Consider the following 25,887-nt stretch of genomic DNA (forward strand, 5'->3'; position numbering starts at 1 on the left):
GCCAGCCTTCGCTGGCATGACAATAAAGGGAATAAGAATGGCTGATTTCGACTTCGACGTGCTGGTAATCGGCTCCGGCCCTGGCGGATATGTCGCCGCGATCCGCGCCGCGCAGCTCGGCCTCAAGACCGCTTGCGCCGAAGGGCGCGAGACGCTGGGCGGCACATGCCTCAACGTCGGCTGCATCCCGTCGAAGGCGATGCTTCATGCGTCCGAATATTTTGACGCGGCCGCCAACGGCGCTTTCGCCAAGCTCGGCATCAAGGTGAAGCCGGAACTCGACCTCGACGCCATGCACGGCCAGCGCAAGGACGCCGTGAAGGGCCTCACCGGCGGCATCGAATTCCTGTTCAAGAAGAACAAGGTCGAATGGGTGAAGGGCTATGCGACCTTCACCGGGCCGAACACGGTCAAGGTCGGCGACCGCACCGTCACCGCCAAGAATATCATCATCGCGACCGGATCTTCGGTCACCCCGCTTCCTGGTGTCGAGATCGACCAGAAGGTCGTGGTCGACTCAACCGGCGCGCTGGAGCTTCCCAAGGTCCCCGAACATATGGTCGTCATCGGCGGCGGCGTGATCGGGCTTGAGCTTGGCTCGGTCTGGCGGCGGCTGGGCGCCAAGGTCACCTGTGTCGAATTCCTCGACCAGATCCTGCCCGGCTTCGACGGCGAGGTCCGCAAGGAAGCCAACAAGATCATGAAGAAGCAGGGGATCGAGTTCAAACTCGGAACCAAGGTCACCGGCGTCGCAACCAAGGGCGGCAAGGCGACGCTTACCGTCGAACCGGCCAAGGGCGGCGCTTCCGAAACCATCGACGCCGATTGCGTCCTCGTGTCGATCGGCCGCAAACCGAATACCGACGGCCTCGGCCTCGACGCGATCGGCCTGCAGGTGAACAATCGCGGCCAGATCGAAACCGATCATGACTTCCGCACCAAGGTTCCAGGCGTTTGGGCGATCGGCGATGTCATTCCGGGGCCGATGCTCGCTCACAAGGCCGAGGACGAAGGGATCGCGGTCGCCGAAAATATCGCCGGCCTGACCGGCATCGTGAACCACGATGTCATCCCCTCGGTCGTCTACACCATGCCGGAAATCGCGGGTGTCGGGCTCACCGAGGAGCAGGCCAAGGAAAAGGGCGAGGTGAAGGTCGGCAAGTTCCCGATGCTCGCCAACAGCCGAGCCAAGACCAACCATGAGCCCGACGGCTTCGTGAAGGTCATCGCCGATGCGAAGTCGGACCGTGTGCTCGGTGTCTGGTGCATTGCGTCGGTTGCCGGAACGATGATCGCTCAGGCCGCGCAAGCGATGGAATTCGGCGCGACGTCCGAAGACATTGCCTACACCTGCCACGCTCACCCGACCCATTCGGAAGCGCTGAAGGAAGCAGCGATGGCGGTGACCGGAAAACCGATCCATATTTGATCGATCGGGCTGCATCTTGCTCGACCGGCATTTATAGGGACGGCCGCTGCACACGTTGCAGCGGCCGTTTTCTTTTGGCCCAGTCGGATCAATTAACCTTAACTTTATAAAAATCATGACGCGCGAATGCCGGCGTGCTTATTGAATGAAAGCCGATTCGATGCCGGCGGTCGCTGGGAAATGAACCAGCACGCCGGAGTGGACCTTCGATTTGGAAGTGTGACCGGGAGAATCGATTTTGGGGGCAATCCGCACGCGGCTTCGCCGCTGGCACGTTTGGCTGGGATGGCTTGTAGCGTTGCCGTTTTTGTTCTGGACCGTTTCCGGTCTGGTGATGGTCGCAAAGCCCATCGAGGAAGTCAGGGGCGAAGATCTGATTGCGGCGCCGAAGCCGTTCAGCGTCGGTGCGTCGCTGGTCGCGCCGAAGGTCGAGGGGCGTCCAATCCTTTCCGTCGCGCTGGAGCCGCGCGCTGACGGTCCCCGCTGGGAAATCGATTTCGGCGACGGCGAGAAACGGCTGGCCGATCCCGCGACCGGACAACTCCTGCCGCCGCTTGGTGCAGCAGATGCCAGCAGGGAGCTGATGGCCCGCTACACCGGCACCGCACAGGTGGCTGGCGTGAAGCGGATCGACGCCGACAGCCCGCCCCTGGAATTGCGCCGGGCCATGAACGGCTGGGTCGTGCGGATGACCGACAATACCCATTTCTACATCGATGGCGGGTCAGGCGACATTATCGCTCGTCGAACCGCCTGGTGGCGGATTTACGATTTCATGTGGGGCCTGCACATCATGGACCTGCAGGGCCGCGAGGACACGCATAACCCTTGGGTCGTCAGCTTCGGCGCGCTGTCACTGGGTATGGTGCTTCTCGCCCTTGTCCTTCTGCCGCTGACCATTCGCCGCAAGAACGGCAAGAACGGCAATGGCCGAAACGGCAACGGGAAGTCGTCAGCTCCAGCTAAGTAGTCGAGCGAGCCAGTTGCGGTCGTCGTTGGACAGGCGTGGGGCCGCGACGACCGGCGGGCAGTCGAGGCAGCGCACCTGGATTGTCGGGCCATTCAGGATCGAACGGACCTCGGCGATTGCGCGGGCCAGCAGGCCTTCGGGAGCGGGCGCGAGCGATGCAAACGCGTCGGCGGGCACTTCCTCGGTCTCCTCTTCCGCGGCAAAGGCCTCCATCAGCGTGTCCGTGAAGCTCGGTTCCTTCTCAAGGTAGGTGAGCCCGCGCTCATCTTCTCCCAGCTTGGCGAGTTCGGCTGCCTTGGCGACCGCTTCGTCCATTCCGCCGAACCCATCGACCAGCCCAAGCTGGCGAGCCGTTCCGCCGTCCCACACGCGGCCTTGCGCGATGCGATCGACGTCGGCCGGCGACTTGCGACGCGCCTGGGCGACGATGGTCAGGAATTTGGCATAAACCTGCTCCACCCCGGCCTGGATGATCGCGTCGGCTTCCGGTGACGGGCCTTTCAGCAAGTCGGGCTCGCCTGAAAGCGGCGTCGTCTTCACTCCATCGGCGCCAAGGCCGAGCTTGGCTAGCGAGCCTTCAAAGCTGGGAAGCACGCCGAACACGCCGATCGATCCGGTGATCGTGGAAGGCTCGGCGAAGACATAGTCACCGGGCGTCGCGACCCAGTAACCGCCGGATGCCGCGACATTGCCCATCGATACGACAACCGGGATCTTCTTGGCCTTGGCCGCCATCAACGCCTGTCGGATCTGCTCCGAAGCCATCGCCGAACCACCGGGGCTGTCGACACGGACGACCAGCGCCTTGAGGTCGTTGTCGGCCAATCCCTGCTCGATTTCGCGAACGATGGTCTCGCCGCCGGCGCGGCCCGGGCCGGCCTTTCCGTCGACGATCTCGCCGGCAATGGTCACGACGCCGATCGGGCCGGTGGGCGTTTCGACCGCCTGCTCCTCATAGGAGGCAAGCTTGATCCGCTTGTAGGGATGGCTGCCGTCATCGTCCTTGCCGCCAAGCTCTGCCAGCCGCTCTTCATAATTGCGGCGCTCGCCGACGCGGTCGATCAGCTTCAGGTCCAGTGCCGCCTTGGCGATGTCGCCATTGGCCGCCCGGGTCACGCCGACCGGGTCGCCCAGCAGGCGCGCCATGCCTTGCGTTGCGGCGGGCCGTCCGCGTGCCACGTCTTCCCGCCATGTTTCCAGAAGTGCGCCGGCCAGGGCCTGGGAGTTTTCACGGGCTTCGGGCGACATGTCGCTGCGCGTGAAGGGCTCGACCGCGGCCTTGTACGTACCTACGCGATAGACGTTGGCGGTGACTCCAAGCTTGTCGAGCAAGCCCTTGAAATAAAGATTGTTGCCGCCCGGACCGGCAATCGCGAGAACGCCCATCGCCGGCATCCAGATTTCCGAAGCATGCGCCGCGATCTGATAGCGGTCGGCCGTGTAGCCGGTGGCGAATGCGACGACCGGCTTCACCTTCTTGACCTCGCGGATCTTCTCTCCAAGCGCGGCGATCGCCGGCTGTCCGCCGCCGAGGAAGCCATCCAGGTCTAGCGAGATCGCCTTGACCCGGTCGTCATCCTTCGCGGTCTCGAGCGCGGCGACAAGGTCGCGAAGCTCGAATTCGCGGGTGACGTTGCCGGCGCCGGCAACGGTGGCGAATGGGTCGGGGCGCGAGGCCTGCTCGACGAGAACGCCGTCAAGGTCCATGTCCAGGACGCCGTTTCCGATGGCTGCGGGCTTCGCCGACAGGCCGGCATAGAGCAGGCCGAAGAATATCAGCATGAACACCAGGACGAGCGCGTCCTTGACGCCCACCAGCAACTTCCAAATCGCACGCACGAACCGCATGCCAATCTCCTTCGAAGATCAGGCCTAATGCAGAAATAAGGTCTGGCCCAAGGAATTTCGACCGGTGGCTGTGGCGGAAAACGGCAGAACTGCTAACCGCATCCTCATGGAGGCCATTCCAGTTTTATCGACGGCGTCGGGCCGGCAGGCGTGGCGCGCGGAGCTCGGCGCGACCCTAAGTCTTGCCTGGCCGCTCATCCTCTCAAACCTAACCTATGCCGCGATCCAGGCGACAGATGTTGTCCTGATGGGCTGGCTCGGCGCCCGGCCGCTGGCGGCCTCGGCGCTCGGCATCAACCTCGTCTTCGCCTTCAGCCTGGTCTGCCTGGGACTGGTCACAGCTTCGTCGCCGATGATGGCGACCGCGATCGGTGCGAAGATCCAGGTGGTCCACGACGTGCGCCGGACGTTTCGCCAATCGCTGTGGATGATCGTCACCGTGATGGTTCCGATCTGGCTGGTGCTGTGGAATTCCGAACCGATCATCCTTGCCTTGGGGCAGGAGCCGGCACTGGCCCGCGACGCCCAGACCTTCATCCACGGCTACATGTGGTCGATGATGCCGTTCCTGTTCTTTCAGGCGATGCGCAATTTCGTCGCGGCGCTGGAGCGTCCGGGTTGGGTGCTGGTCATCAGCCTCTTCGGGATCGGGGCGAACGCGCTGCTCGGCTATGGGCTGATCTTCGGCCATTTCGGGCTGCCGGCACTCGGCATTTTCGGCGGGGGTCTCGCCAGTTCGATCGTCTGGACCGTGCTGGCATTGATGCTGGCGGTGGTGATCGTCACCGACCGGCAGTTTCGCCGGTTTCATTTGTTCGGGCGGTTCTGGAGGCCGGACTGGCCGCGCTATCGCAAGCTGTGGCGGCTCGGCCTTCCGATCGGGTTGGCCATGGGCTTTGAGGGCGGAGTATTCAGCGCCGCGGCCTATCTCATGGGCCTGATCGACGCGGAATCCGTCGCAGCCCACGCCGTGGCCCTACAGATTGCAGCGATGGCCTTCATGGTGCCCTGGGGTCTTAGCCAGGCGGCCACGGTCCGGGTTGGTCGCTGCCTCGGCGAGGGCGACAAACCAGGGATCGCACGTTCCGGCTGGACGGCCTGGATGCTGGGCGTCGGGTTCATGGCGATGACGGCAATCGTCATCTGGTCGATCCCCCGCGACCTGATCACCATTTTCCTAGACGACACGGCCGAAAATGCCCGGGTGATCGCGCTCGCAACCTCCTTCCTGGCCATCGCCGCGATCTTCCAGATCGTCGACGGCGCGCAGGTGGTCGGCGCCGGCATGCTGCGCGGCCTCCACGATACTCGTGTGCCCATGATCTTCGCCTTCGTCGGCTATTGGGCAATCGGTATCGGCATCGGTGCCTGGCTCGCGTTCCGCCAGGGCTGGCAGGGGCAGGGCATCTGGACTGGCCTCGCCGTCGGCCTGGCGATCGTGGCCGTCCTGATGCTCTGGCGCTGGACCAGGCGCGAAACGCTCGGCCTCACCCGCGTCGCTTCCTGACGATTCCCGTACCGGGGGGTGTTGACGGGTAGGAATGCCCGACCCATATGCGCGCCAACGTTGGCACTCCCGTCAAAAGAGTGCCAGCCGACTCATATTCTGATGACGCAACACAAGGGGTTTCAGACCAATGTCTTTCAGGCCGCTTCATGACCGTGTCCTCGTCCGCCGCGTCGAGGCCGAAGAGAAGACCGCCGGCGGGATCATCATTCCCGATTCTGCCAAGGAAAAGCCGCAAGAGGGCGAAGTCGTCTCAGTCGGAACCGGCGTTCGCGCCGAAGACGGCAAGGTGACGCCGCTGGACGTCAAGGCCGGCGACCGCATCCTGTTCGGCAAATGGTCCGGCACCGAGGTGAAGATCTCGGGCGAAGACCTGATCATCATGAAGGAAAGCGACATTCTGGGGATCGTTGGCTGACGGTTTGACCGTCAACTTCATCAATTTCTCCACCGTCAACTTCATCAACTTCACAAGTTTGAAAGGGTAGCCAGATGGCAGCCAAGGACGTGAAATTCTCGCGCGACGCTCGCGAGCGCATTCTGAAGGGCGTCGACATTCTCGCCGATGCCGTGAAGGTGACTTTGGGCCCCAAGGGCCGCAACGTCGTGATCGACAAGAGCTTCGGCGCACCGCGCATCACCAAGGACGGCGTCACCGTCGCCAAGGAAATCGAACTCAAGGACAAGTTCGAGAACATGGGCGCGCAGATGCTGCGTGAAGTCGCCTCGAAGACCAACGACATCGCCGGTGACGGCACCACCACCGCCACCGTGCTCGCCCAGGCGATCGTGCGCGAAGGCATGAAGTCGGTCGCGGCCGGCATGAACCCGATGGACCTGAAGCGCGGCATCGATCTTGCCGTCACCAAGGTCGTCGATGACCTCAAGGCTCGCTCGAAGCCGGTTTCGGGCTCCAACGAGATCAGCCAGGTCGGCGTCATCTCGGCCAACGGCGATACCGTCGTCGGCGAGAAGATCGCCGAGGCGATGGAAAAGGTCGGCAAGGAAGGCGTGATCACCGTCGAGGAAGCCAAGGGTCTCGAGTTCGAGCTGGACGTCGTTGAAGGCATGCAGTTCGACCGCGGCTACCTGTCGCCTTACTTCATCACCAATCCGGAGAAGATGTCGGTCGAACTGGCCGATCCCTACATCCTGATCCACGAGAAGAAGCTGTCGAACCTTCAGGCGATGCTCCCGATCCTCGAAGCGGTCGTCCAGTCGGGCCGTCCGCTGCTGATCATCGCCGAGGACATCGAAGGCGAAGCACTGGCGACCCTGGTCGTCAACAAGCTGCGCGGCGGTCTCAAGGTCGCTGCCGTCAAGGCTCCGGGCTTCGGCGACCGCCGCAAGGCGATGCTTGAGGATATCGCAATCCTGACGGGCGGCGAGATGATCTCGGAAGACCTCGGCATCAAGCTTGAGAATGTCACGGTCGGCATGCTCGGCACCGCCAAGCGCGTCAGCATCGACAAGGACACCACCACCATCGTCGATGGCGCTGGCAGCCATGAATCGATCGAGGCCCGCGTCGGCGCGATCCGCCAGCAGGTCGAGAACACCACCAGCGACTATGACCGCGAGAAGCTCCAGGAGCGTCTCGCCAAGCTGGCCGGCGGTGTTGCCGTGATCAAGGTCGGCGGCGCTTCCGAGGTTGAAGTGAAGGAGCGCAAGGACCGCGTTGATGACGCGCTTCATGCAACCCGCGCTGCAGTCGAAGAAGGCATTGTTCCGGGCGGCGGTACCGCTCTGCTCTATGCTACGAAGGCTCTGGAAGGCCTCAATGGCGTCAACGACGACCAGACCCGCGGCATCGACATCGTCCGCAAGGCTCTGCAGGCGCCGGTTCGCCAGATCGCCCAGAATGCCGGCCATGACGGCGCGGTGATCTCGGGCAAGCTGCTCGAAGGCAAGGACGAGGCGCTGGGCTTCAATGCCCAGACCGAAGTCTATGAGAACCTGGTCCAGGCCGGCGTGATCGACCCGACCAAGGTCGTTCGCACCGCGCTCCAGGACGCCGCGTCGGTCGCGGGCCTTCTGATCACCACCGAAGCGGCGGTCAGCGAAATGCCTGATGACAAGCCGGCCGCTCCGATGGGCGGCATGGGCGGCATGGGCGGAATGGACTTCTAACCGAGGCGGCCTGGGCTAGCGAAGCGGCTCGCGAGAGCCGTTAGCTAGGCCAGGACCCGGCGAGGTTCGGACGGCCTGCCGCGTAGCGGACAGGACCGACGTCACGTATTTACTCCGTGACGGCCACCGCCAAGCTAATCCGAATTTACAGCAGGGGCGGTGCCTTCGGGTGCCGCCCCTTCTTCGTTGGCCAGGTCATTCAACATTTCCTCGGCCTCATCGAGTCGCTCCGTTTCGGCGGCGGTCGGCGGTTCTGGCTGCTCCTCCCGATTGCATGCAGCAAGCAACATCAGGCCGAATAACAAGATCTTCCTCATTGGAATTGACTAGCATCCCGACCGGACAAGAAAAAAGGACCGCCCGGTTTCCCGGACGGCCCTTCTATTCGCTTTGCCGCTAATGCGGCAGACGCGAGAGCTTACTGAGCAGCGTTCGTCGCAGCGTCGCCAGCGGCGTCAGCAGCGTTCTCGACCGCTTCACCAGCGTTATCGACGGCATTGCCAGCAGCGTCGAGCGCGTTGTCGACGGCGACTTCAGCAGCGTTCACGTCGCTCTCAACGGCGTTCTCGACCGCAACGTTCTCAACGGCTTCCTCGGTCTTGGATTCGCACGCGGCCAGGCCGAGCGCGAGGACCGCAACGGTCAGTGCAACCTTCTTCATGATCGTTCCATTCCTTGCTTATGGGGAGCTGTCCCCTTGCGGGCACAACTCCGGCTCGGCCTCACGCATAGCGTCAGGCCAGCGGCTGGAGATATTGATGTTTCGCGCGTCACGCAATCGTCATTTGTTGCGGAGGCAAAAAGTTCTTGGTTTGGCCCTGCTTTCATTGACGCATATAAAGACTTCTTTATATCCTTAAGCCATGACCAGGGACCTCCAGCTGGCTTCGCTTTTCCAAGCGCTGGCCGATCCAACGCGGCTGCGCATCCTTGCGCTGTTGCGTTCGATGGAGCTGTCGGTCGGCGAACTCGCCCAGCTCTTGGGTCAAAGCCAGCCGCGAGTGTCGCGCCATGTCCGGATCCTGTCTGATTCGGGCATGGTCAGGCGCCGCAAGGAAGGCAGCTGGGTCTACCTCCAGCTTGCCGAGCCTCACAGGACAGAATCTTTGTTCGCCCTTGCCAGTGAGGTCGACCCGGACGCCGAGCGCATATTCGCGGCCGACGCGGCGCGGTTGGACACGATCCGCGCCGATCGGGCGGAGGCGGCCAGGCGCTATTTCGAAGCGCATGCCGCGACCTGGGAAAACGTCAGGGCACTGCATATCGCGGACACTGAGATTGAGCGGGCGATTACGGAGCTTTTGGACGAGCGTCCCTTGGGAGCACTTCTGGATATCGGTACCGGGACGGGGCGAATGCTGGAGCTGTTCGCCCCAATGGCTGATAGCGCCATCGGCATCGATCGGTCATCCGAAATGCTTCGACTGGCGCGAGTGAAATTGGATGAAGCCGGAATTTGTGGAGCGCGCCTACGCCAGGGCGACATGCAGGCGCTGCCACTGGCCGACCGCAGCGCGGACAGCATCATTCTACATCAGGTCCTGCATTATGCGCAGCAACCCGGCTCGGCGATCGCCGAAGCGGCACGTGTCTTGGCCCCAGGTGGCCAACTGCTCGTGATCGATTTCGCACAGCATGATCGGGCGGAGCTGAAGGAGCAGGATGCGCATCTAAGGTTGGGCTTCGCCGACGACGCGATGCGCGGATGGTTTTCGGCCGCCGGCGTCAATCTCGACCGGATCGAACGACTTGGTGGAGGCGCACTGACCGTCATCCTGTGGCGCGGCGTGAAGGCCGGTTCCGCAACATCGGAGCGTGTAGCCGCATGAACCGCGAACTGGAGATCAACTTGAACAATCACGCGCCGCTTTTCGCCGAGGCGAGGGGCGACATTGCCGTCAGTTTCGAATTCTTCCCGCCCAAGACGGACACCATGGCGGAAACGCTGTGGCGTTCGATCGAAACTCTGGCGCCGTTGAACCCGCGATTTGTGTCCGTGACGTATGGAGCTGGCGGATCGACGCGAGAGAGGACACACGCAACCGTCGAGCGGATCGTCAAGGAAACCGACTTGACGCCGGCGGCGCACCTCACCTGCGTCGGTGCGACCCGTGATGAGATCGATGCCGTCGCTAAGGACTATTGGGATGTCGGCGTCCGTCACATTGTCGCGCTTCGCGGCGATCCGCCGGAGGTTGGGCAAGCCTATCGCCCCCATCCGGGCGGCTATGCCAATGCGGCCGAGCTTGTTGCAGGCCTGAAGGCGGTCGCTCCGTTCGAAATTTCGGTTGCAGCCTACCCGGAGGTCCATCCAGACTCCGATTGTCCGGAAAGCGATCTCGATAATCTGCTGCGGAAAATCGATGCGGGCGCCGACCGCGCGATCACGCAATTCTTCTTCTCGGCCGATTGCTTCCTCCGCTTCCGTGATCGTGTTGCCGCGATCCGCCCCGGAATCGAGATCGTCCCTGGCATCCTTCCGGTTACGAATGTCGCGACCACACGTCGGTTCGCGGGCCAATGCGGAGCGGCCATCCCCGACTGGCTGGACCGGCTGTTCGAAGGGCTGGACGAACTTCCGGCGGCCCGTCAGCTTGTCGCAGCAACCATCGCCGGAGAGCTCTGCGGGCAGCTTTACGCCGGCGGGGTCCGCCATTTCCATTTCTACACATTGAACCGGGCGGAACTGGCCTACGCCATCTGCCATTTGCTGGGAGTTCGCGCATGAGCGCCGCGTTGGACCTGCGCGCGGCTGCCGCGCAGCGGGTCCTTGTAAAGGATGGTGCCTATGGCACGCTGATCCAGGGTGAAAACCTCAAGGAAGAAGATTTCCGGGGTGACCTGTCGCTGGGCCATGACCAGCGCGGCAATAACGACCTGTTGAACCTCACTCGGCCCGACGTCATTCGCAAGATCGCCGAGCGTTTCGTCGCGTCGGGCGTCGATATCCTTGCGACCAACACGTTCAACGCAAACCGCATCAGCCAGGCCGATTATGGCGCCGAAGCTTTGGTGCAGGACATCAATCGCGCGGCAGCCCGGATCATCCGCAAAGTCGCAGAAGAGGCCGGCGCGAAGAATGGCAAGATCTGGGTGGCAGGGGCGATCGGGCCGACCAACAAGACGTTGTCGCTGTCACCCGACGTGAACGATCCCGGCTATCGCGAAGTGACATTCGAAGAGGTGAAGACCGTCTATCGCGAGCAGATCGACGCGCTTGTCGAGGGCGGCGTCGATTTCGTCCTGATCGAAACAGTGTTCGATACGCTGAACTGCAAAGCGGCGATCATGGCGGCGCTGGAAGCTGAAGTCGCGCTAGGTCGAGAACTACCGATCATGATCTCCATGACGCTTACCGATCTCAGCGGACGCAACCTAAGCGGTCACACGGTCGAGGGCTTCTGGGCCACGGTCCGCCACGCGCGGCCGCTGACCATCGGCCTCAACTGTTCGTTCGGGGCAGCCCAGCTCCGGCCGCACCTCGCTGCGCTGTCGCAGAAGGCCGAAACGCTCATCATGGCCTATCCCAACGCCGGACTTCCGAACGAGCTCGGTTGCTATGACGAAGCGGCGGAAGAAACCGCAGCCCAGGTCCGCGAATGGCTGGAGGAAGGGCTTGTCAATATCGTCGGCGGCTGCTGCGGCACCACGCCCGCGCATATCGCCGCCATCGCCAACGTGACCGAGGGCGCCGCTCCGCGCCGGGTGCCCAATGCGCCGACATCGACCCTGCTGTCCGGCCTCGAACCGATGGTGATTGCCGCGTGAATGATTTTGCAGGGGCTGGAGCCCGGTTCGTCAACATTGGTGAGCGGACCAACGTTACCGGATCCGCCAAGTTCAAGAAGCTGATCCTTTCCGACGACTATGACGCCGCGGTCACCGTCGCTCGTGATCAGGTCGAGGCTGGCGCGCAGATCATCGACGTCAACATGGATGAAGCGCTGCTCGACGGCGAAAAGGCCATGGCGACCTTCCTGAAGCGGATCGCGGCCGAGCCCGACATCGCGCGCGTACCGGTCATGATCGACAGTTCCAAATGGAGCGTGATCGAGGCCGGGCTCCAGTGCGTATCCGGCAAGCCGATCGTCAATTCGATCAGCCTCAAGGAAGGCGAGGGCCTGTTTCTGAAGGCCGCGCGAAAGGTCCGCGACTATGGCGCCGCCGTCGTCGTCATGGCCTTCGACGAGACCGGTCAGGCCGATACCAAGGAGCGGAAGGTCGAGATCTGCGAGCGGGCCTACAAGCTGCTCGTCGCGGACGGTTTTCCGCCTGAAGACATCATCTTCGATCCCAACGTCTTCGCGGTCGCGACAGGAATTGACGAGCATCGGCGTTACGCACTCGACTTCATTGAGGCGACGCGGGAGATCCGGGAGCGCTGCCCGCATGTCCATATTTCGGGCGGCCTCAGCAACCTCAGCTTCTCGTTTCGCGGCAATGAGCCAGTACGCCGGGCGATGCACTCGGTCTTCCTCTATCACGCCATTCCGGCGGGCATGGACATGGGAATCGTCAACGCTGGTCAGCTCGACGTCTACGACCAGATCGATCCTGAGCTTCGCGAAGCCTGTGAGGATGTCATCCTCGACCGTCGGGACGATGCCACGGAACGGCTGATTGTCTTGGCCGAACGCTTTCGCGGAACCGACGCCGCTGAAGAAAAGAAGGCCGCGGAATGGCGCGGCTGGCCGGTCGACCAGCGCCTCGCCCACGCTCTCGTCAAGGGCATCGACGCCCATATCGTCGAGGACACCGAGGAAGCCCGCCAGGCCTTCGCCCGCCCGATCGAGGTGATCGAAGGACCGCTGATGGACGGTATGAACGTCGTCGGCGACCTGTTCGGATCGGGAAAGATGTTCCTGCCTCAAGTGGTGAAGTCCGCCCGCGTCATGAAGCGTGCGGTTGCCCACCTCCTTCCCTTCATTGAGGCGGAGAAGGAGAAGTCGGGGTCCACCCAGGGCAAGGGCCGCGTAGTGATGGCGACCGTCAAGGGCGACGTCCACGACATCGGCAAGAACATCGTCGGCGTTGTCCTTCAGTGCAACGGCTTCGAAGTGATCGACCTCGGCGTCATGGTGTCCTGGCAGGACATATTGAAGGCAGCCAACGACAACAGCGCCGACATGATTGGCCTGTCCGGCCTCATCACGCCCTCGCTCGACGAGATGGTGACGGTTGCCGGCGAGATGGAACGCGCGGCCATGACGATGCCGCTGCTGATCGGCGGGGCCACCACCAGCAAGGTGCACACCGCGCTTCGCATCGATCCGGCCTATCAGGGCCCGGTCATCCATGTCCTCGACGCAAGCCGCGCGGTCGGTGTCGCCTCGTCGCTGGTTTCCGACACGCAGCGGGTGCCGTTGGTCGAAGCCACGGCCGACGATTATGACAAGATCCGTAAGGCGCGGGAGCGAAGCGGTCATAGCGAGCTTGCAACCCTCGCTGACGCAAGGGCCAATGCCTTCCCCTACGATCCTTCCGGCAAGGCGCCCGCCCCGCAGTTTCCGGGGCTTCATCACTTCGGCGAATGGCCGTTGAAGGATTTGAAGGCCTCCATCGACTGGACACCTTTCTTCCGCGCCTGGGAACTGGCGGGGACCTATCCTGCCATCCTCGACGATCCTGTCGTCGGCGAGAGCGCGCGCAGCCTGTTCAAGGATGCCCAGGCGATGCTCGACCAGATCATTGCCGAGCGCTGGGTGACGCCAAAGGGCACCGTCGGCCTGTGGCGCTGCCGCCGCGAAGGCGACGACGTCCTTATCCTCGCCGGCAACGACTGGACTCGCGTTCCCTTCCTTCGCCAGCAGGTGAAGAAGCGCGAAGGCCGGCCGAACATGTGCCTCGCCGATTTCATCGATCCCGATGGCGAGGATTGGATCGGCGGATTCGCGGTCGGTATCCACGGGATGGAGCCGCACCTCGAACGGTTCAAACAGACCGTCGACGACTATGACGATATCTTGTTCAAGGCGCTGGGCGACCGCCTGGCCGAAAGCTTTGCCGAGGTCCTCCATGCCCATGTCCGCAATAAGCTTTGGGATTATGCCGACGAGCATCTTTCGAACGCCGAGCTGATCCGCGAACATTATCAGGGCATCCGGCCGGCGCCGGGCTATCCCGCTTGCCCGGACCATTCGCTGAAGCCGATCCTGTTCGAAATGCTGGGCGGAGCCCCCGGCGAAGTCTCGCTGACCGAGAATTTCGCGATGCTGCCGACCTCGGCGGTGTCCGGTTTCTACTTCGGCCACCGCGAGAGCCAATATTTCGGCGTCGCGCGGATCGGCCAGGACCAGCTCCAGGAATATGCGGGACGGCGCGATATCGAAGTCGACGTGGCGACGCGATGGCTTAGGCCCAATCTGGATTGATCACCGTCATTGCGAGCGAAGCGAAGCAATCCAGCAGCCGACGACGAAACTGGATTGCTTCGTCGCTTCGCTCCTCGCAATGACGGAAGTGTAATGCTTCGCTGGCTGCTCATACTGTTCGCGCTGATCGCCACCCCGGCCGCCGCCCAGCTCGCGCCGCGCGAAAATTCGATCAAGCCTGAGTTGGTCGCCGAAGGTCCAGCGGTGCCGGGCGGCGAGGTCGAGCTTGCGATCCTGATGCACACCAAGCCGGGCTGGCATGGCTATTGGATCAATCCGGGCGATGCGGGCCTGCCGATGAAGATCGATTGGCAGTTGCCTGAGGGTGCGAGCCTCGCTCCATTACGCTTTCCGGTGCCCGACCGGCTGCTGGTCGCGGGGATCGTCAACTATGTCTACGAGCGCGACCACGCGGTCCTGACGCGGCTCAAGGTTCCGGCGGATGCCAAGGGCATGCTGCCGATCCGCGCCAGTGCGCAATGGCTCGCCTGCACCGACAAGGTCTGCGTTCCCGAGCGGGGCGAATTCGCCCTCGACATTCCCGTTGGCGGAAGCAGCGCCAGCCAGCGTGCGCGCTTCGACGAATGGCGCCGGGCGTTGCCGCGTCCGCTGGTCAGCCCAGCCAAGTTCGCGATCAAGGGCGACCAGATCGAGATCGCAATTCCGCTGCCCGAGAGCGTCGAGATCGGCGAACCCTATTTCTTCCCGTCCGACGATGGCCCGATCGACTATGCGGCGCCGCAGTCATTCCGGCGCAGCGACGACATGCTGGTCGCGGAGTTGAAGCGTCGGCGGGGCGAACCCGCAAGTCTCTCCGGCGTATTGGCGCTCGGCGACGGGCGAGGGTTGGAAATAAAGGCTGTGCCCGGCAATGTACCGGAGGGCGGCAGCCGCATTGGCGATCGCGGGTTCGACGCCGTCCTGCTCGCGATCCTCGGTGCGCTGGTCGGCGGCCTGTTGCTCAACCTCATGCCCTGTGTCTTCCCGATCCTGGCGCTGAAAGCACTTCACCTGGCGCGGTCGGGCGGCAATGAACGAGAGGCACGGCGCGATGCGCTGGCCTATGCTGCAGGGGCCGTGATCGGAACCGGACTGCTCGGAACCGCGCTGCTTGCGATCCGCGCAGGCGGAAGCGCGGCCGGCTGGGCCTTCCAGCTTCAGGATCCGCGAACGACGATCGTCCTGTTGCTGCTGGCGGTCGCGATTACGCTGAACCTCCTCAGGGCCTTTGAACTGCCGGTCTTGGCAGGCGAACATAGCCCGGGAGGAAGCTTCGGAACCGGCGCCCTTGCGGCCTTCGTAGCGACCCCCTGCGCCGGGCCGTTCCTGGGCGCCGCGTTGGGAACTGCACTGCTGTTGCCGATTTACGGTTCGGTCGCAGTGTTCGCCGCCCTGGGACTAGGCCTCGCCATTCCCTTCCTCATTATCGCCTTCATGCCGGCCCTACGGACACGCCTGCCGCAGCCCGGAGCCTGGATGGTTCGCCTGCAGCGCTTCCTCGCCATTCCGATGGCGGCGACGGCCGTAGGCTGCCTTTGGTTGCTCTATCGGCAGGCTGGGGTCATCGGTCTTGTCGCCGGCATCCTCGCTGTTGTCGTATTGGCCCTCCTGCTGATCTGGACGGGCACTCGTCAGCGCAATGGAGCGCCTGCCGGTTGGGCAGCCCTGGCAGCGGTCCTGATCCTAACCGCCGGCGCCGCGTTGCTCGTGCCTCGCCAGCACGCGGCCGAAGCGCGGGTGCCAATCGGAACGGAAGTTTGGAGCGAAGCAGCCGTCGCCAAATATCGCGCCGAAGGCTGGCCGGTATTCGTCTACTTCACCGCGGACTGGTGCCTCACCTGCAAGGCCAACGAGGCCGCCGCGATCGAGCGCGAAGCGGTGCGCGACGCATTCGACAAGGCTGGCGTGAAGGTGCTCGTCGGCGACTGGACCAACGGCGACCCCGCCATCACCCGCTTCCTCGAAGGCCGGGGCAGGGCAGGCGTGCCGCTTTACCTCTGGTATGCGTCAGGTAACGCTGAAGCTGAGGAACTTCCGCAAATCCTGACGCCGGCCATGCTTACCGACCGCGCTCTGCGCCCACGCTAGCGGCTTTCGACCAGGCCTTTTTGCCAGCGACCCACGTCTCGAGGACCTGCGTCCGGCCCAGGGTCTGCGGATCCACGGTGCTGACGTCGCGGTCGACAATGATGAAGTCCGCCCATTTGCCCGCGTCGAGGGTACCGATCTTCGTTTCGGCAAAGCCGGCATATGCCGCGCCGCGGGTGAAGCCGGCCAGCGCCTGTTCGAAGGTGACGCGCTCTTCAGGAATCCAGCCGCCCGGCGGCTGCGCGTTCATATCCTGACGGCTGACCGCCGCGGCCAGTCCCGGGAAAGGATTGGGGCTTTCGACCGGAAAGTCCGATCCGAATGCGATCGGAATGCCGAGCTTTTCGACGGTCTGCCAGGCATAGGCGCCCTTCAACCGGTCATGGCCCAGCCGCGCTTCCGCCATCAGCCGGTCGCTGGTCTGGTGGGTCGGTTGCATCGAGGCGATGATCCCGGCGGACTTGAGGCGCGGGATGTCGACCGGGTCGGCAATCTGGAAATGCTCGATCCGCCAGCGACGGTCTTTGCCGTACGTCGCCGATATCTTTTCATAGGTTGAAATGACCTGCGCGTTGGCCGCGTCGCCGATCGCGTGGATCGCAAGCTGGTAACCGCCCGATGCAGCCGCATTGGCCTGCTCAAGCATTTGCGCGTCGGTCAGGAATTGCAGGCCCCGAGTGTCGACCTTGTCATGATAGGGGTGCTTCAACCAGGCGCCGCGCGATCCCAACGCGCCGTCGGCGTAGAGCTTCACCCCGCCGAGGTGCAGCCGATCGTTATAAAGCCAGCCGGTGGGCTTCCCGCTGTTGATGGCTCTCATGCCGGGGATTCCGCCGGCGTAGCTCAAAACCCGTACGTTCAGGGCATTCGCCTTTCCGGCGCGGTTCATTGCAAGCCATTCGTCCGGCGTCGTGCCCATGTCCGCGGCCGTCGTGAGGCCATTCGAAAGCATCAGCCTCTGGGCAGCGGCGAGGGCGGCATCCTGCTCGGCGGGTGTCGGCGCTGGAATTCTCGATTCAATCATGCTCATGGCGGCGTCGACGAACAGGCCGTTCTCGATCCGCCCGCCAGATGGTGCCTGCGTATTGAGCGCAAAGCCCGCCGCCTGCATCGCCGCGCTGTTGGCGATTGCGGCATGACCATCGACCCGGCCCAGCCAGACCGGCCGGTCGCTGACGACGGCGTCGAGATCGGCAGAGGTCGGGAAGCGCTTCTCGGTCCAAAGCTCCTGGTTCCAGCCGCGGCCGAGAATCCAGCGGGCATCCGGATTGGCCGCTGCATAGGCTTTTAGTCGAGACTGAAGATCCTCGATCGACGTCGTCCCGGTGAGGTCGAGTTGGAGCGCTGCAAAGCCAAGTGCCGTCACATGGCCGTGCGCGTCGATCAGGCCCGGAAGCACCGTCTTGCCCTTGGCATCGACGACATCCGTATCGCGCAGCTTCAGCATTTCGCCATGAAGCAACCGCTTCACCTTCCCGTCATTGCCGATGAGGATTCCGGTGAATCGTTCCAGCTTCCCATTGGCATCGACCTGGATGCCATTGGCGTTGGCAATCAACGTGTCGGCAAGGGCCGGGGTAGCGACGGACGCGAAAAGCATCCCGAAAGTTGCGGTCAAACTCTTGATCATGCCGCGCTCGATAGCATTGTTTGCGCGGCACGGAAGGTCTAGGCCGCACCCCATGGACGCACCGACCAAGACCCGCCCGACGCTCGACGACATCAAGACCGCTGCCGAGCGGATCAAGGGCTCGGTCATTCGAACCCCGATGATGAAAAGCTATACGCTGTCGGAAATCGTCGACGCGGAAGTATGGCTGAAGTTCGAGAATTTGCAGTTCACCGCCGCCTACAAGGAGCGCGGCGCGCTCAACAAATTGCTGCAGCTGACGGACACCGAGCGGGCCCGCGGCGTGGTGGCGGCGTCGGCGGGCAACCACGCGCAGGCCGTTGCCTATCATGGCCGCAGGCTCGGCATTCCGGTGACGATCGTCATGCCGATCTCGACGCCGATGATCAAAGTCACGCAGACCGAGGGCCATGGCGCCAATGTCGTGCTCCATGGCGAGCGGTTCGACGACGCCTATGCCCATGCGCGCGAGCTTGAAGAAAAGCACGGCTACATCTTCGTCCATCCGTTCGATGACGTGGCCGTTATGTCGGGGGCGGGGACGGTCGCGCTGGAGATGCTGGAGGACGCGCCCGACCTCGACATGCTGGTCATTCCGATCGGTGGCGGAGGGCTGATTTCCGGCGTCGCGACCGCCGCAAAGGCGTTGAAGCCAGGGATCCAGGTAGTTGGCGTCGAGGCTGAACTCTACCCGTCGATGAAGAATGTCGTCGAAAACGGACATGGCGCGATCGGCGGCGACACGCTGGCGGAGGGCATTGCGGTCAAGGAGCCCGGCCAGCTGACCCGCGCCATTATCGCCGACCTGGTCGACCGCATCGACCTCGTCGCGGAGCGCGACATCGAACATGCCGTCGCGATGCTCGTGAATATAGAGAAGACAATTGTTGAGGGGGCAGGGGCGGCAGGGCTTGCTGCCATTCTCGCACAGCCGGAGCGTTTTCGCGGCCGCAAGATCGGTACGACACTTTGCGGCGGCAATATCGACACCCACCTGCTCGCCAATGTGCTCGTTCGCGAGCTGGTCCGCTGCGGCCGCATTGCGCGGCTCCGGATCGCGGCGCAGGACCGGCCGGGGGCGCTGGCCGCGATCACCGCCAAATTCCACGAGTGCGGCGTCAACATCATCGAAACCAACCACCACCGCATCTTTACGCGCCTTCCGGCCAAGGACACGGTGATCGAGGTGGAATGCGAAGCGCGCGACTCCCAGGCGATCGAAACGCTGATCAAGCGGCTGGTGGGGGCCGGGTTCAACGTTGAGCGTGCAGAACTCGACTAACGAGCCTCAATATTTACCCTGAATCGTCCTCTCGCGGGACAGGTAGTTGCATTAACCCTCTTTTGCGGGGTCCAACCCCTTTTCATCCGCGTTTACGACGAGCATAAAGAGTTTCGTAACCATTTTACGGAGGCCAACTGGGTGAGCGCACCATTTCGCTTCCCAAAGTTCTTTGTAACCAACCCGAGCCCTTGCCCCTACCTGGCCGGCAAGGTTGAGCGGAAGGTGTTCACGGAGCTCAACGGCCGCAATGCTGCCGAGCTCAATGAGGCATTGGGTCGCATCGGCTTCCGCCGCTCTCAATCGGTTGCTTACCGTCCGAGCTGCGTCGATTGCTCCGCCTGCATCTCGGTGCGCGTCGTTTCCGATGAATTCACGCCCAACGCGACGCAGCGCAAGCTGGTCCGCCGCCACTCCGATCTGGAAGTGAACGCCTGTCGGCCCTGGGCGACCGATGAACAATATGCGCTGCTTCGCCACTATCTGTCGGCCCGCCACCCTGGCGGCGGAATGGCCGAAATGGACGAGCAGGATTATGCGGACATGATCGAGCAGACGCCGGTCCGCACCTATGTCATCGAATATCGCGAGCCGTCGGTCGACGGTCAGCCGGGCAAGCTGGTCGGCGCCTGCCTTAGCGACCAGCAGGGCGACGGCCTCTCGATGATCTACAGCTTCTACGATGTGGGCGAGGGCGCTCGGAAGGGCCTCGGTACCTACATTATCCTCGATCACATCGTCCGCGCCGCGCGCGCCGGGCTGCCTTATGTCTATCTCGGCTATTGGGTCGAAGGATCGGACCGCATGGCCTACAAGGCGAGCTTCCGCCCGATGGAGCGCCTCGGCCGCGACGGCTGGCGCCGCATGGACGCGCCGGAAGTGCTGCCGGAACCGCTCATCGCCGACCAGCTGCCGGCGCGTACGCCGAAGCGGATCCTGATCGACGCCTAAACGCACCGGTTGCAGTTGATTGCCTGAACCGGCAGATACGCTCTTAGACTGCGCGCCATCGGGGGGAAGCGGCGATGTCGGACGTTTTCGTTTCGTACAAGGCGGAGGACCGGCAGCGAGTACGGCCTCTTGTCGAGGCGCTGCAGGCCGATGGTCTTTCGGTCTGGTGGGATGCGAACATCGGTGCTGGCGATGAGTGGCGCGAGAGCATCGCCACCAACCTCAACCAGGCTCTCTGTGTAATCGTCATCTGGAGTAAGCGCTCGACCGGTCCCGAAGGCCGGTTCGTCCGCGACGAAGCCGCGCGTGCAGCCAAGCGCCAGGTCTATGTGCCGGTGACCATCGATCGGGTCGACCCGCCGCTCGGGTTCGGCGAGACGCAATGCTTGCCTTTGACCGGATGGAAGGGAAACCGCGACGATCCGCGCTATCTCGCGCTGCTGGACGCGGCGCGGCACACGGTCGGCGGCGATCAGCCGCTTCGAACGACATCCGTCGAGAAAACGGTATCTGTCGACCGCCGCGGCGCGCTTGCCGGCGGGGCTGTCGTAAGCCTGGCCGCGGCGGGCGGGTTGGGTTGGTGGTGGTTGGGTGGGTCGCCTGCCAACGCCAATAGTGTTGCTGTCCTGCCGTTCGCCAATTTGAGCGGTGACCCGGCGCAAAGCTATTTTTCCGATGGCATGGCCGAGGAATTGCGCAGCGCCCTGGCACGCATTTCCGGGCTGAAAGTGATCGGACGAACCTCATCGGAACTGCTGCGTGATGCCGACGCCATGGCGGCTGCGAAGAAACTGGCCGTCGGAACCATCGTCACCGGCAGTGTGCGCCGATCGCCTTCCACAATCCGCGTCAGTGCCCAGCTGGTCGATGGCAATAGCGGGGTCGAACGCTGGACACAGACGTTCGATCGCCCGAACGGCGATGTGCTTCAGATCCAGACCAGCATCGCGGAAGCCGTGGCACAACAGTTGCGTAGCCAGCTTGGCGACGCCGATCGTAAGGCATTGACTGTCGGCGGCACTCAAAACGCCGCTGCGCAAGACCTGGTGTTGAAGGCCGATGCCAATCCGGACGGCAGCAAGGACGGGTTGCTGGCGAGAGTCGCGCTCTATGACGCGGCGATCGCGCTCGATCCCCAATATGCCATGGCCTATGCCGGCAAGGCGAATGCGACGACCTCGGCCGTTTCTTTTTACGCGAGTACTGCCGAGGAAATGCAAACGGGCCTGGATGCCGCGGCCGTCGTCGCGCGAAAGGCAGTGTCGTTGGCGCCTGATCTTGCGGACGCCCATTTTGCCCTCGGCCTTAATCGCACGACCAGTTTGGATTTTACTGCCGGTTGGGCGGAATATCAGCGCGCCATTGCCAGCCCCGGCTGCTCATCGAAGATCATGGTCGGAGTCGCGAACTTCCTGGGCGGGATTGGTCTTGGCGACGATGCGGCAACTCTGTGGAGTAAAGCGCAGGCGCGCGATCCACTGGACCCCAGCGTGGCCCGATCGAGGGCCTATCTGTTGTCCAGGGAGGGTAAGCACGAAGAGGCAATTCCGCTCTTTCGGAAGCTGCTCGCCGACTCGCCTACCTCGACAGCCGTGCGCAACGGGCTCGCGACCACGCTATTTCAGGCCGGAAACTATGCCGAAGCCGAACGCGTCACTGACCAATTGCCACACGAGCACCCTAATTGGTTCGTGATCCGGTCGGCCATCGCGGCACGCACCGGAAACCGGGCGCGTGCCGCCGCCATCCTGGCCGACATGCGCAAGTTCGCCGGCGACAGCGCGCATTACCAATATGCCGAGATACTGGCCCAACTGGGTGACCGGGAAGGTGCGATCGCCGAGCTCGAAGCGGCGCTGAAGGTTCGCGATCCCGGACTCATGTACCTCCCGACCGATCAAAACTTCGAGTCAATTCGTGGGGACCCCCGCTTCGCCGCTATCGTCACCCGGCTTAAGTTCCCGAAGGCCTGAGGCTGCGTCGAAACAACAAAACGGCGGAGCGATTCCGCTCCGCCGTTTGATCCAAGCTTAAACTGCTAAGCGGCTTTCAGCTTACCGCCCATGCTGTGAACTGCTGCTGCGTTGAGGCGCTGGCCGCCGATCGCCCAGTCGCCCTGCTCGACCTCCATGATGCGGACCCAGGTCACGGGGCGCATTTCCTCGCCTTCGACCTCGATCATGGCTTCGGTGACTTTTTCGATCAGCTCCTGCTTCTTTTCTGGGCTGAAGACGTCCTTGATGACGTCGATGGTAACTAGCGGCATTGAGAGTCTCCTCCGTTGGGGTGGGGACCAAATGCCTGCCTCCGGCCCGCCCGGCCAGTTCAGCAAATGAAGCAATCTACTACAGATTTTGTAGTGCGAGGGGTGTCGTGGGAGCGTATGTTGCGGGGCCAGGAGGCCCAATGAAGTACGGCCAATTCTGCCCGATCGCCAAAGCGACGGAGATATTGGGTGAGCGCTGGAGCGTTCTCATCATTCGAGAGCTGTTGATGGGAGGGCGGCGCTTCAATGAACTGCAAAGGGGCCTTGGCGACATTTCGCCGGCCCTGCTGACCGCACGGCTCAAATCCTTTGAGGCGGAAGGGCTCGTCGTCAGGAGGCGGATCAGCGGCCAGCGGGGCTATGAATATTTTCCGACGCCGGCGTGCGAGGCGTTGCTGCCGGTTGTTATCGCAATGGGCGAATGGGGTCTGTGCTGGCAGCGCGACAAGCTGACCCAGGACGATTTCGATATTGAATTCCTAATGTACTATTTGGAACGCAGCATCGATCCGTCACAGCTTCCTGGCGACCACAGCGTCATCCAGTTCAAGTTCAAGGATTTGAACGACCAGGCCGATTGGTGGCTGCTGGTCGATGGCGAAAAGGTGGACATTTGCATCACTCCGCCGGGGCGGGACGTGGACGTCTATTTCACGACGACAACGCGCACGATGCATGACGTCTGGATGGGTGACAGGAGCTATCGCGACGCAATGCTCACCGGCGACCTTGTGGTCGAAGGGGAGGTGGCACTGACCAGGCGCATCAGCACTTGGTTGCGGCCGAGCGTCTTCGCGGACTCAAAGCGCGCGCCAATTCCCGAACAGTTGGTCGGCTAGGGTGCAATGCAAAGCGGCGGAGCGTTTCCGCCCCGCCGTTGCCCACTCCACAGAGAGTTTGTTGACTTAAGCAGCGACCTCGGTCGTGCCGCCTTCCGCCTCGGCATCGCGCAGCACATAGCCGCGGCCCCAGACGGTCTCGATATAATTGTCCCCGCCGCAGGCGAGGCTGAGCTTCTTGCGAAGCTTGCAGATGAACACGTCGATGATCTTGAGTTCGGGCTCGTCCATGCCGCCGTAGAGGTGGTTCAGGAACATTTCCTTGGTGAGCGTCGTGCCCTTGCGCAAGCTGAGCAGCTCCAGCATCGCATATTCCTTGCCGGTCAGGTGCACGCGAGAGCCGTCGACCTCGACCGTCTTGGCGTCGAGGTTCACGGCCAGCTTGCCGGTGCGGATGACCGATTGCGAATGGCCCTTCGAACGGCGGACGATCGCATGGATGCGAGCGACCAGCTCGTCGCGGTGGAACGGCTTGGTGACATAGTCGTCGGCGCCGAAGCCCAAAGCCCGGACCTTCGAATCCATCTCGCCGATGCCCGACAGGATCAGCACCGGGGTCGAAACCTTGGCGGTGCGGAGCTTCTTCAGCACGTCATAGCCGTGCATGTCGGGAAGGTTGAGGTCGAGAAGAATGATGTCGTAATCGTAGAGCTTGCCTAGATCGAGGCCTTCCTCGCCAAGATCGGTGGTGTAGACGTTGAAGCCTTCCGTACCGAGCATCAGTTCGATGCTCTTGGCGATGGTCGCTTCGTCTTCGATCAGCAGAACCCGCATGCCTATATTCCCCTGGTTAGGCCGCCGATCAAAAGTGCAAAGGTTGAGCACTTTTAGCGACGTCTAAGCGTCCATTAACCATGCGGTTTCTGACCTTAAAAGGTTAATAGTGCGTAAAGCTTGGTAAATGGTTCGCGCCGTTGCAGCATTGCATCAGTCTGAATCAGTATTGGAACTGCTCAATTTTTAAGGATCTGTCGTGACCCTGTACGTAAACCTTGAGGACCGGATCCTGTTCGTCGATGGCGAGGCAATCGTTATCGACAAGCCCGAAGGCCTGCCCGTCGATGCGCCCCGCGCGGGTGGCGACAGCATCGAAGCCAGGATCGACGAGCTGAAGCTGGGTTTCCAGCGGCCGCCCGTTCCGATGCACCGGTTGGACCGCGATACGTCGGGCTGCCTGCTGCTCGCGCGCAATCCTCGGGCAGTGAAACACTTCCAGCAGGCGTTCGAACGCGCTGGTGTCACCAAGTCCTATTTGGCGGTCCTCGACGGCGTGATCGAAGGCGATGAAGGGACGATTGAGCTTCCGGTCGCAAAGATTTCCAGCGCGAAGGGCGGCTGGCGGATGGTCGTGGATCGCGGCGGAAAGGCCGCCGCGACCCGCTGGCGCCGGATCGCCGAGGCCGATGGCCAAACATTGGTCGAATTCCAGCCGCTCTCGGGCCGCACCCACCAGATCCGTGTCCACGCGGCGCGGGGGCTCGGCGCCGCGATCGTCGGCGACCCTGTCTACAGCTTGCCGGACGATGCGGAACTCGGCGGCATGACCCTTCCGGACAGCGGCATGCTGCTGCATTCGTGGCGGCTCATCGTCCCGCGCGAACCCAAGGAGCCGATCGATGTGACGGCCCCGGTCCCCGATCGCTTTGGCCGCTGGCTGGACTTCCTATGAAGCCGGAGGACGTCATCCTGCCCGAAGAGGCGCTGAGCGAACGCTTCCTCGCCGCGACCGGGCCGGGTGGGCAGAACGTCAACAAGGTCGCGACCGCCTGCCAATTGCGCGTCGACGTATTCAGGCTCGGTCTCAGCCCGGACGCCTACCAGCGGCTGAAGGAAATCGCCGGCACCCGGATGACGAACAGCGGCGAGCTGGTCATCACCGCGCGCAACTACCGGACGCAGGAAGCCAATCGCGAAGATGCCCGCGCAAGGCTGGCGGAAATGATCGCCAAGGCCCATATGGTCCCCCGCAAGCGTAAGGCCACGCGGCCGAGCAAGGCGGCGAAGGCGAAGCGGGTCGACCAGAAGAAGCAGCGTAGCGAAGTGAAGCGCGGTCGCGGGAAAGTGGACTACTGATGTACGACTTCAAGATCGAAGCGGCGGACAAGACCACGCTTTACGCGGACTTGGCGCTGGCGCTTGAGGGCCTCGTTGCTGGTGAAACCGACGGCATCGCGAATATGGCGAACGCGACCGGCCTCATCTGGGAAACGCTGCCCGACATCAATTGGGTCGGCTTCTATCGGAACATTGATGGAGAGCTGGTGCTTGGTCCGTTCCAGGGTCGCCCGGCCTGCATCCGCATCCCGTTTGGCACCGGCGTCTGCGGCGTCGCGGCCCAGACCCGCGAGGTGCAATTGGTTGAGGATGTGCACGCTTTCCCCGGCCACATCGCGTGCGACAGCGCATCCAATAGCGAGATCGTTGTGCCGCTGATCCGCGACGGTGAGCTGCTGGGCGTCCTGGACATCGACAGTCCCAAGCATGCCCGGTTCGATGCCGAAGACGAGGCGGGCGTCGTTCGCCTCGCCGAGATTATGACGAAGGCAATTTGAAGCCGTCTTCCTGAGTTCAGGCTA

Annotated in this window: 23 protein-coding genes; 17 read left to right on the top strand and 6 right to left on the bottom strand. The window is 62.9% G+C overall.

Going from position 1 to position 25,887, the window contains the following annotated elements:
- Positions 1-37: 37 nt before the first annotated feature.
- Both lpdA and LZ496_RS11525 read left to right on the top strand, forming a co-directional pair.
- Positions 38-1,429 carry a dihydrolipoyl dehydrogenase gene (lpdA, locus tag LZ496_RS11520; RefSeq protein WP_249904822.1) on the top strand — a complete coding sequence of 464 codons (1,392 nt, stop codon included), beginning with the start codon at positions 38-40 and terminating at the stop codon, positions 1,427-1,429.
- A gap of 334 nt (positions 1,430-1,763) precedes the next feature.
- Complete coding sequence (locus LZ496_RS11525; protein WP_366516729.1) at positions 1,764-2,399, top strand: hypothetical protein; 636 nt, start codon at positions 1,764-1,766, stop codon at positions 2,397-2,399.
- On the opposite strand, the gene sppA is transcribed toward LZ496_RS11525, so the two are convergent.
- On the bottom strand, positions 2,382-4,247 hold the full coding sequence (sppA, locus tag LZ496_RS11530; RefSeq protein WP_249904823.1) for a signal peptide peptidase SppA: 1,866 nt from the start codon (positions 4,245-4,247) through the stop codon (positions 2,382-2,384). The genes LZ496_RS11525 and sppA overlap by 18 nt on opposite strands.
- A gap of 106 nt (positions 4,248-4,353) precedes the next feature.
- Here sppA and LZ496_RS11535 point away from each other — a divergent pair, with 106 nt between their 5' ends.
- The 3 genes from LZ496_RS11535 (at position 4,354) to groL (ending at position 7,884) form a co-directional block, all read left to right on the top strand.
- On the top strand, positions 4,354-5,754 hold the full coding sequence (locus tag LZ496_RS11535) for an MATE family efflux transporter (RefSeq protein WP_249904824.1): 1,401 nt from the start codon (positions 4,354-4,356) through the stop codon (positions 5,752-5,754).
- A gap of 130 nt (positions 5,755-5,884) precedes the next feature.
- Complete coding sequence (groES, locus tag LZ496_RS11540; RefSeq protein WP_249904825.1) at positions 5,885-6,172, top strand: co-chaperone GroES; 288 nt, start codon at positions 5,885-5,887, stop codon at positions 6,170-6,172.
- 74 nt (positions 6,173-6,246) lie between these two features.
- Positions 6,247-7,884 carry a chaperonin GroEL gene (gene groL, locus LZ496_RS11545; RefSeq protein ID WP_249904826.1) on the top strand — a complete coding sequence of 546 codons (1,638 nt, stop codon included), beginning with the start codon at positions 6,247-6,249 and terminating at the stop codon, positions 7,882-7,884.
- Between the two features lie 134 nt (positions 7,885-8,018).
- On the opposite strand, the gene LZ496_RS11550 is transcribed toward groL, so the two are convergent.
- Both LZ496_RS11550 and LZ496_RS11555 read right to left on the bottom strand, forming a co-directional pair.
- Positions 8,019-8,201 (bottom strand): hypothetical protein, encoded by a 183-nt coding sequence (locus LZ496_RS11550; protein ID WP_249904827.1) that lies wholly within the window; start codon positions 8,199-8,201, stop codon positions 8,019-8,021.
- A gap of 101 nt (positions 8,202-8,302) precedes the next feature.
- Positions 8,303-8,545, bottom strand: a complete 243-nt coding sequence (locus tag LZ496_RS11555; RefSeq protein WP_283938004.1) for a hypothetical protein — start codon at positions 8,543-8,545, stop codon at positions 8,303-8,305.
- A 202-nt stretch (positions 8,546-8,747) separates the two neighbouring features.
- On the opposite strand from LZ496_RS11555, the gene LZ496_RS11560 reads away from it, so the two are divergent.
- From LZ496_RS11560 to LZ496_RS11580, 5 genes are all read left to right on the top strand, one after another.
- Entirely contained in the window at positions 8,748-9,713 is a 966-nt protein-coding gene (locus tag LZ496_RS11560; protein ID WP_249904828.1) for an ArsR/SmtB family transcription factor, read from the top strand.
- On the top strand, positions 9,710-10,612 hold the full coding sequence (metF, locus tag LZ496_RS11565; RefSeq protein ID WP_249904829.1) for a methylenetetrahydrofolate reductase [NAD(P)H]: 903 nt from the start codon (positions 9,710-9,712) through the stop codon (positions 10,610-10,612). The genes LZ496_RS11560 and metF overlap by 4 nt, the downstream gene beginning before the upstream one ends.
- Entirely contained in the window at positions 10,609-11,652 is a 1,044-nt protein-coding gene (locus tag LZ496_RS11570; protein ID WP_249904830.1) for a homocysteine S-methyltransferase family protein, read from the top strand. Before metF ends, LZ496_RS11570 begins: the two co-directional genes overlap by 4 nt.
- A complete protein-coding gene (gene metH, locus LZ496_RS11575) occupies positions 11,649-14,255 on the top strand; it encodes a methionine synthase (RefSeq protein ID WP_249904831.1) in 2,607 nt (868 codons plus the stop codon). Before LZ496_RS11570 ends, metH begins: the two co-directional genes overlap by 4 nt.
- 93 nt (positions 14,256-14,348) lie before the next feature.
- A complete protein-coding gene (locus tag LZ496_RS11580; RefSeq protein WP_249904832.1) occupies positions 14,349-16,343 on the top strand; it encodes a protein-disulfide reductase DsbD family protein in 1,995 nt (664 codons plus the stop codon).
- Here LZ496_RS11580 and LZ496_RS11585 read toward each other — a convergent pair.
- Positions 16,315-17,973, bottom strand: a complete 1,659-nt coding sequence (locus LZ496_RS11585; protein WP_249904833.1) for an amidohydrolase — start codon at positions 17,971-17,973, stop codon at positions 16,315-16,317. The two genes, LZ496_RS11580 and LZ496_RS11585, sit on opposite strands and share 29 nt — an antisense overlap.
- 52 nt (positions 17,974-18,025) lie before the next feature.
- Between LZ496_RS11585 and LZ496_RS11590 the strand changes: the two genes are divergently transcribed.
- The 3 genes from LZ496_RS11590 to LZ496_RS11600 all read left to right on the top strand — a co-directional run bounded on the left by LZ496_RS11590 (position 18,026) and on the right by LZ496_RS11600 (position 22,179).
- The gene (locus LZ496_RS11590; RefSeq protein ID WP_249904834.1) at positions 18,026-19,255 is read left to right on the top strand and encodes a threonine ammonia-lyase; all 1,230 of its coding nucleotides are present in this window, start codon (positions 18,026-18,028) and stop codon (positions 19,253-19,255) included.
- A gap of 141 nt (positions 19,256-19,396) precedes the next feature.
- Positions 19,397-20,206, top strand: a complete 810-nt coding sequence (locus tag LZ496_RS11595; RefSeq protein WP_249904835.1) for an arginyltransferase — start codon at positions 19,397-19,399, stop codon at positions 20,204-20,206.
- Between the two features lie 74 nt (positions 20,207-20,280).
- Complete coding sequence (locus tag LZ496_RS11600) at positions 20,281-22,179, top strand: TIR domain-containing protein (protein ID WP_249904836.1); 1,899 nt, start codon at positions 20,281-20,283, stop codon at positions 22,177-22,179.
- Positions 22,180-22,244: 65 nt separating this feature from the next.
- On the opposite strand, the gene LZ496_RS11605 is transcribed toward LZ496_RS11600, so the two are convergent.
- Complete coding sequence (locus LZ496_RS11605; protein ID WP_249904837.1) at positions 22,245-22,472, bottom strand: tautomerase family protein; 228 nt, start codon at positions 22,470-22,472, stop codon at positions 22,245-22,247.
- 140 nt (positions 22,473-22,612) lie between these two features.
- Between LZ496_RS11605 and LZ496_RS11610 the strand changes: the two genes are divergently transcribed.
- The gene (locus LZ496_RS11610) at positions 22,613-23,311 is read left to right on the top strand and encodes a winged helix-turn-helix transcriptional regulator (RefSeq protein WP_249904838.1); all 699 of its coding nucleotides are present in this window, start codon (positions 22,613-22,615) and stop codon (positions 23,309-23,311) included.
- 66 nt (positions 23,312-23,377) lie between these two features.
- Here the strand turns inward: LZ496_RS11610 and ctrA are convergent, their stop codons facing one another.
- Positions 23,378-24,085 carry a response regulator transcription factor CtrA gene (gene ctrA, locus LZ496_RS11615; RefSeq protein ID WP_249904839.1) on the bottom strand — a complete coding sequence of 236 codons (708 nt, stop codon included), beginning with the start codon at positions 24,083-24,085 and terminating at the stop codon, positions 23,378-23,380.
- A gap of 199 nt (positions 24,086-24,284) precedes the next feature.
- On the opposite strand from ctrA, the gene LZ496_RS11620 reads away from it, so the two are divergent.
- Genes LZ496_RS11620 through LZ496_RS11630 form a run of 3 tightly spaced genes read left to right on the top strand, consistent with a single transcriptional unit; the run spans position 24,285 to position 25,863 of the window.
- Positions 24,285-24,980 (top strand): RluA family pseudouridine synthase, encoded by a 696-nt coding sequence (locus tag LZ496_RS11620; RefSeq protein WP_249904840.1) that lies wholly within the window; start codon positions 24,285-24,287, stop codon positions 24,978-24,980.
- The gene (gene arfB / locus LZ496_RS11625) at positions 24,977-25,384 is read left to right on the top strand and encodes an alternative ribosome rescue aminoacyl-tRNA hydrolase ArfB (RefSeq protein WP_249904841.1); all 408 of its coding nucleotides are present in this window, start codon (positions 24,977-24,979) and stop codon (positions 25,382-25,384) included. The genes LZ496_RS11620 and arfB overlap by 4 nt, the downstream gene beginning before the upstream one ends.
- Positions 25,384-25,863 (top strand): GAF domain-containing protein, encoded by a 480-nt coding sequence (locus tag LZ496_RS11630; protein ID WP_249904842.1) that lies wholly within the window; start codon positions 25,384-25,386, stop codon positions 25,861-25,863. The genes arfB and LZ496_RS11630 overlap by 1 nt, the downstream gene beginning before the upstream one ends.
- The last annotated feature ends 24 nt before the right edge of the window (positions 25,864-25,887 follow it).

It is taken from the genome of Sphingomonas caseinilytica (assembly GCF_023516455.1).
Lineage (GTDB): Bacteria > Pseudomonadota > Alphaproteobacteria > Sphingomonadales > Sphingomonadaceae > Sphingomicrobium > Sphingomicrobium caseinilyticum.

Coding starts and splice junctions, on each gene's coding strand:
- lpdA (WP_249904822.1), top strand. CDS start 38: ATGGCTGATTTCGACTTCGACGTGCTGGTAATCGGCTCCGGCCCTGGC.
- LZ496_RS11525 (WP_366516729.1), top strand. CDS start 1,764: ATGGTCGCAAAGCCCATCGAGGAAGTCAGGGGCGAAGATCTGATTGCG.
- sppA (WP_249904823.1), bottom strand. CDS start 4,247: ATGCGGTTCGTGCGTGCGATTTGGAAGTTGCTGGTGGGCGTCAAGGAC.
- LZ496_RS11535 (WP_249904824.1), top strand. CDS start 4,354: ATGGAGGCCATTCCAGTTTTATCGACGGCGTCGGGCCGGCAGGCGTGG.
- groES (WP_249904825.1), top strand. CDS start 5,885: ATGTCTTTCAGGCCGCTTCATGACCGTGTCCTCGTCCGCCGCGTCGAG.
- groL (WP_249904826.1), top strand. CDS start 6,247: ATGGCAGCCAAGGACGTGAAATTCTCGCGCGACGCTCGCGAGCGCATT.
- LZ496_RS11550 (WP_249904827.1), bottom strand. CDS start 8,201: ATGAGGAAGATCTTGTTATTCGGCCTGATGTTGCTTGCTGCATGCAAT.
- LZ496_RS11555 (WP_283938004.1), bottom strand. CDS start 8,545: ATGAAGAAGGTTGCACTGACCGTTGCGGTCCTCGCGCTCGGCCTGGCC.
- LZ496_RS11560 (WP_249904828.1), top strand. CDS start 8,748: ATGACCAGGGACCTCCAGCTGGCTTCGCTTTTCCAAGCGCTGGCCGAT.
- metF (WP_249904829.1), top strand. CDS start 9,710: ATGAACCGCGAACTGGAGATCAACTTGAACAATCACGCGCCGCTTTTC.
- LZ496_RS11570 (WP_249904830.1), top strand. CDS start 10,609: ATGAGCGCCGCGTTGGACCTGCGCGCGGCTGCCGCGCAGCGGGTCCTT.
- LZ496_RS11580 (WP_249904832.1), top strand. CDS start 14,349: ATGCTTCGCTGGCTGCTCATACTGTTCGCGCTGATCGCCACCCCGGCC.
- LZ496_RS11585 (WP_249904833.1), bottom strand. CDS start 17,973: ATGATCAAGAGTTTGACCGCAACTTTCGGGATGCTTTTCGCGTCCGTC.
- LZ496_RS11590 (WP_249904834.1), top strand. CDS start 18,026: ATGGACGCACCGACCAAGACCCGCCCGACGCTCGACGACATCAAGACC.
- LZ496_RS11600 (WP_249904836.1), top strand. CDS start 20,281: ATGTCGGACGTTTTCGTTTCGTACAAGGCGGAGGACCGGCAGCGAGTA.
- LZ496_RS11605 (WP_249904837.1), bottom strand. CDS start 22,472: ATGCCGCTAGTTACCATCGACGTCATCAAGGACGTCTTCAGCCCAGAA.
- LZ496_RS11610 (WP_249904838.1), top strand. CDS start 22,613: ATGAAGTACGGCCAATTCTGCCCGATCGCCAAAGCGACGGAGATATTG.
- ctrA (WP_249904839.1), bottom strand. CDS start 24,085: ATGCGGGTTCTGCTGATCGAAGACGAAGCGACCATCGCCAAGAGCATC.
- arfB (WP_249904841.1), top strand. CDS start 24,977: ATGAAGCCGGAGGACGTCATCCTGCCCGAAGAGGCGCTGAGCGAACGC.
- LZ496_RS11630 (WP_249904842.1), top strand. CDS start 25,384: ATGTACGACTTCAAGATCGAAGCGGCGGACAAGACCACGCTTTACGCG.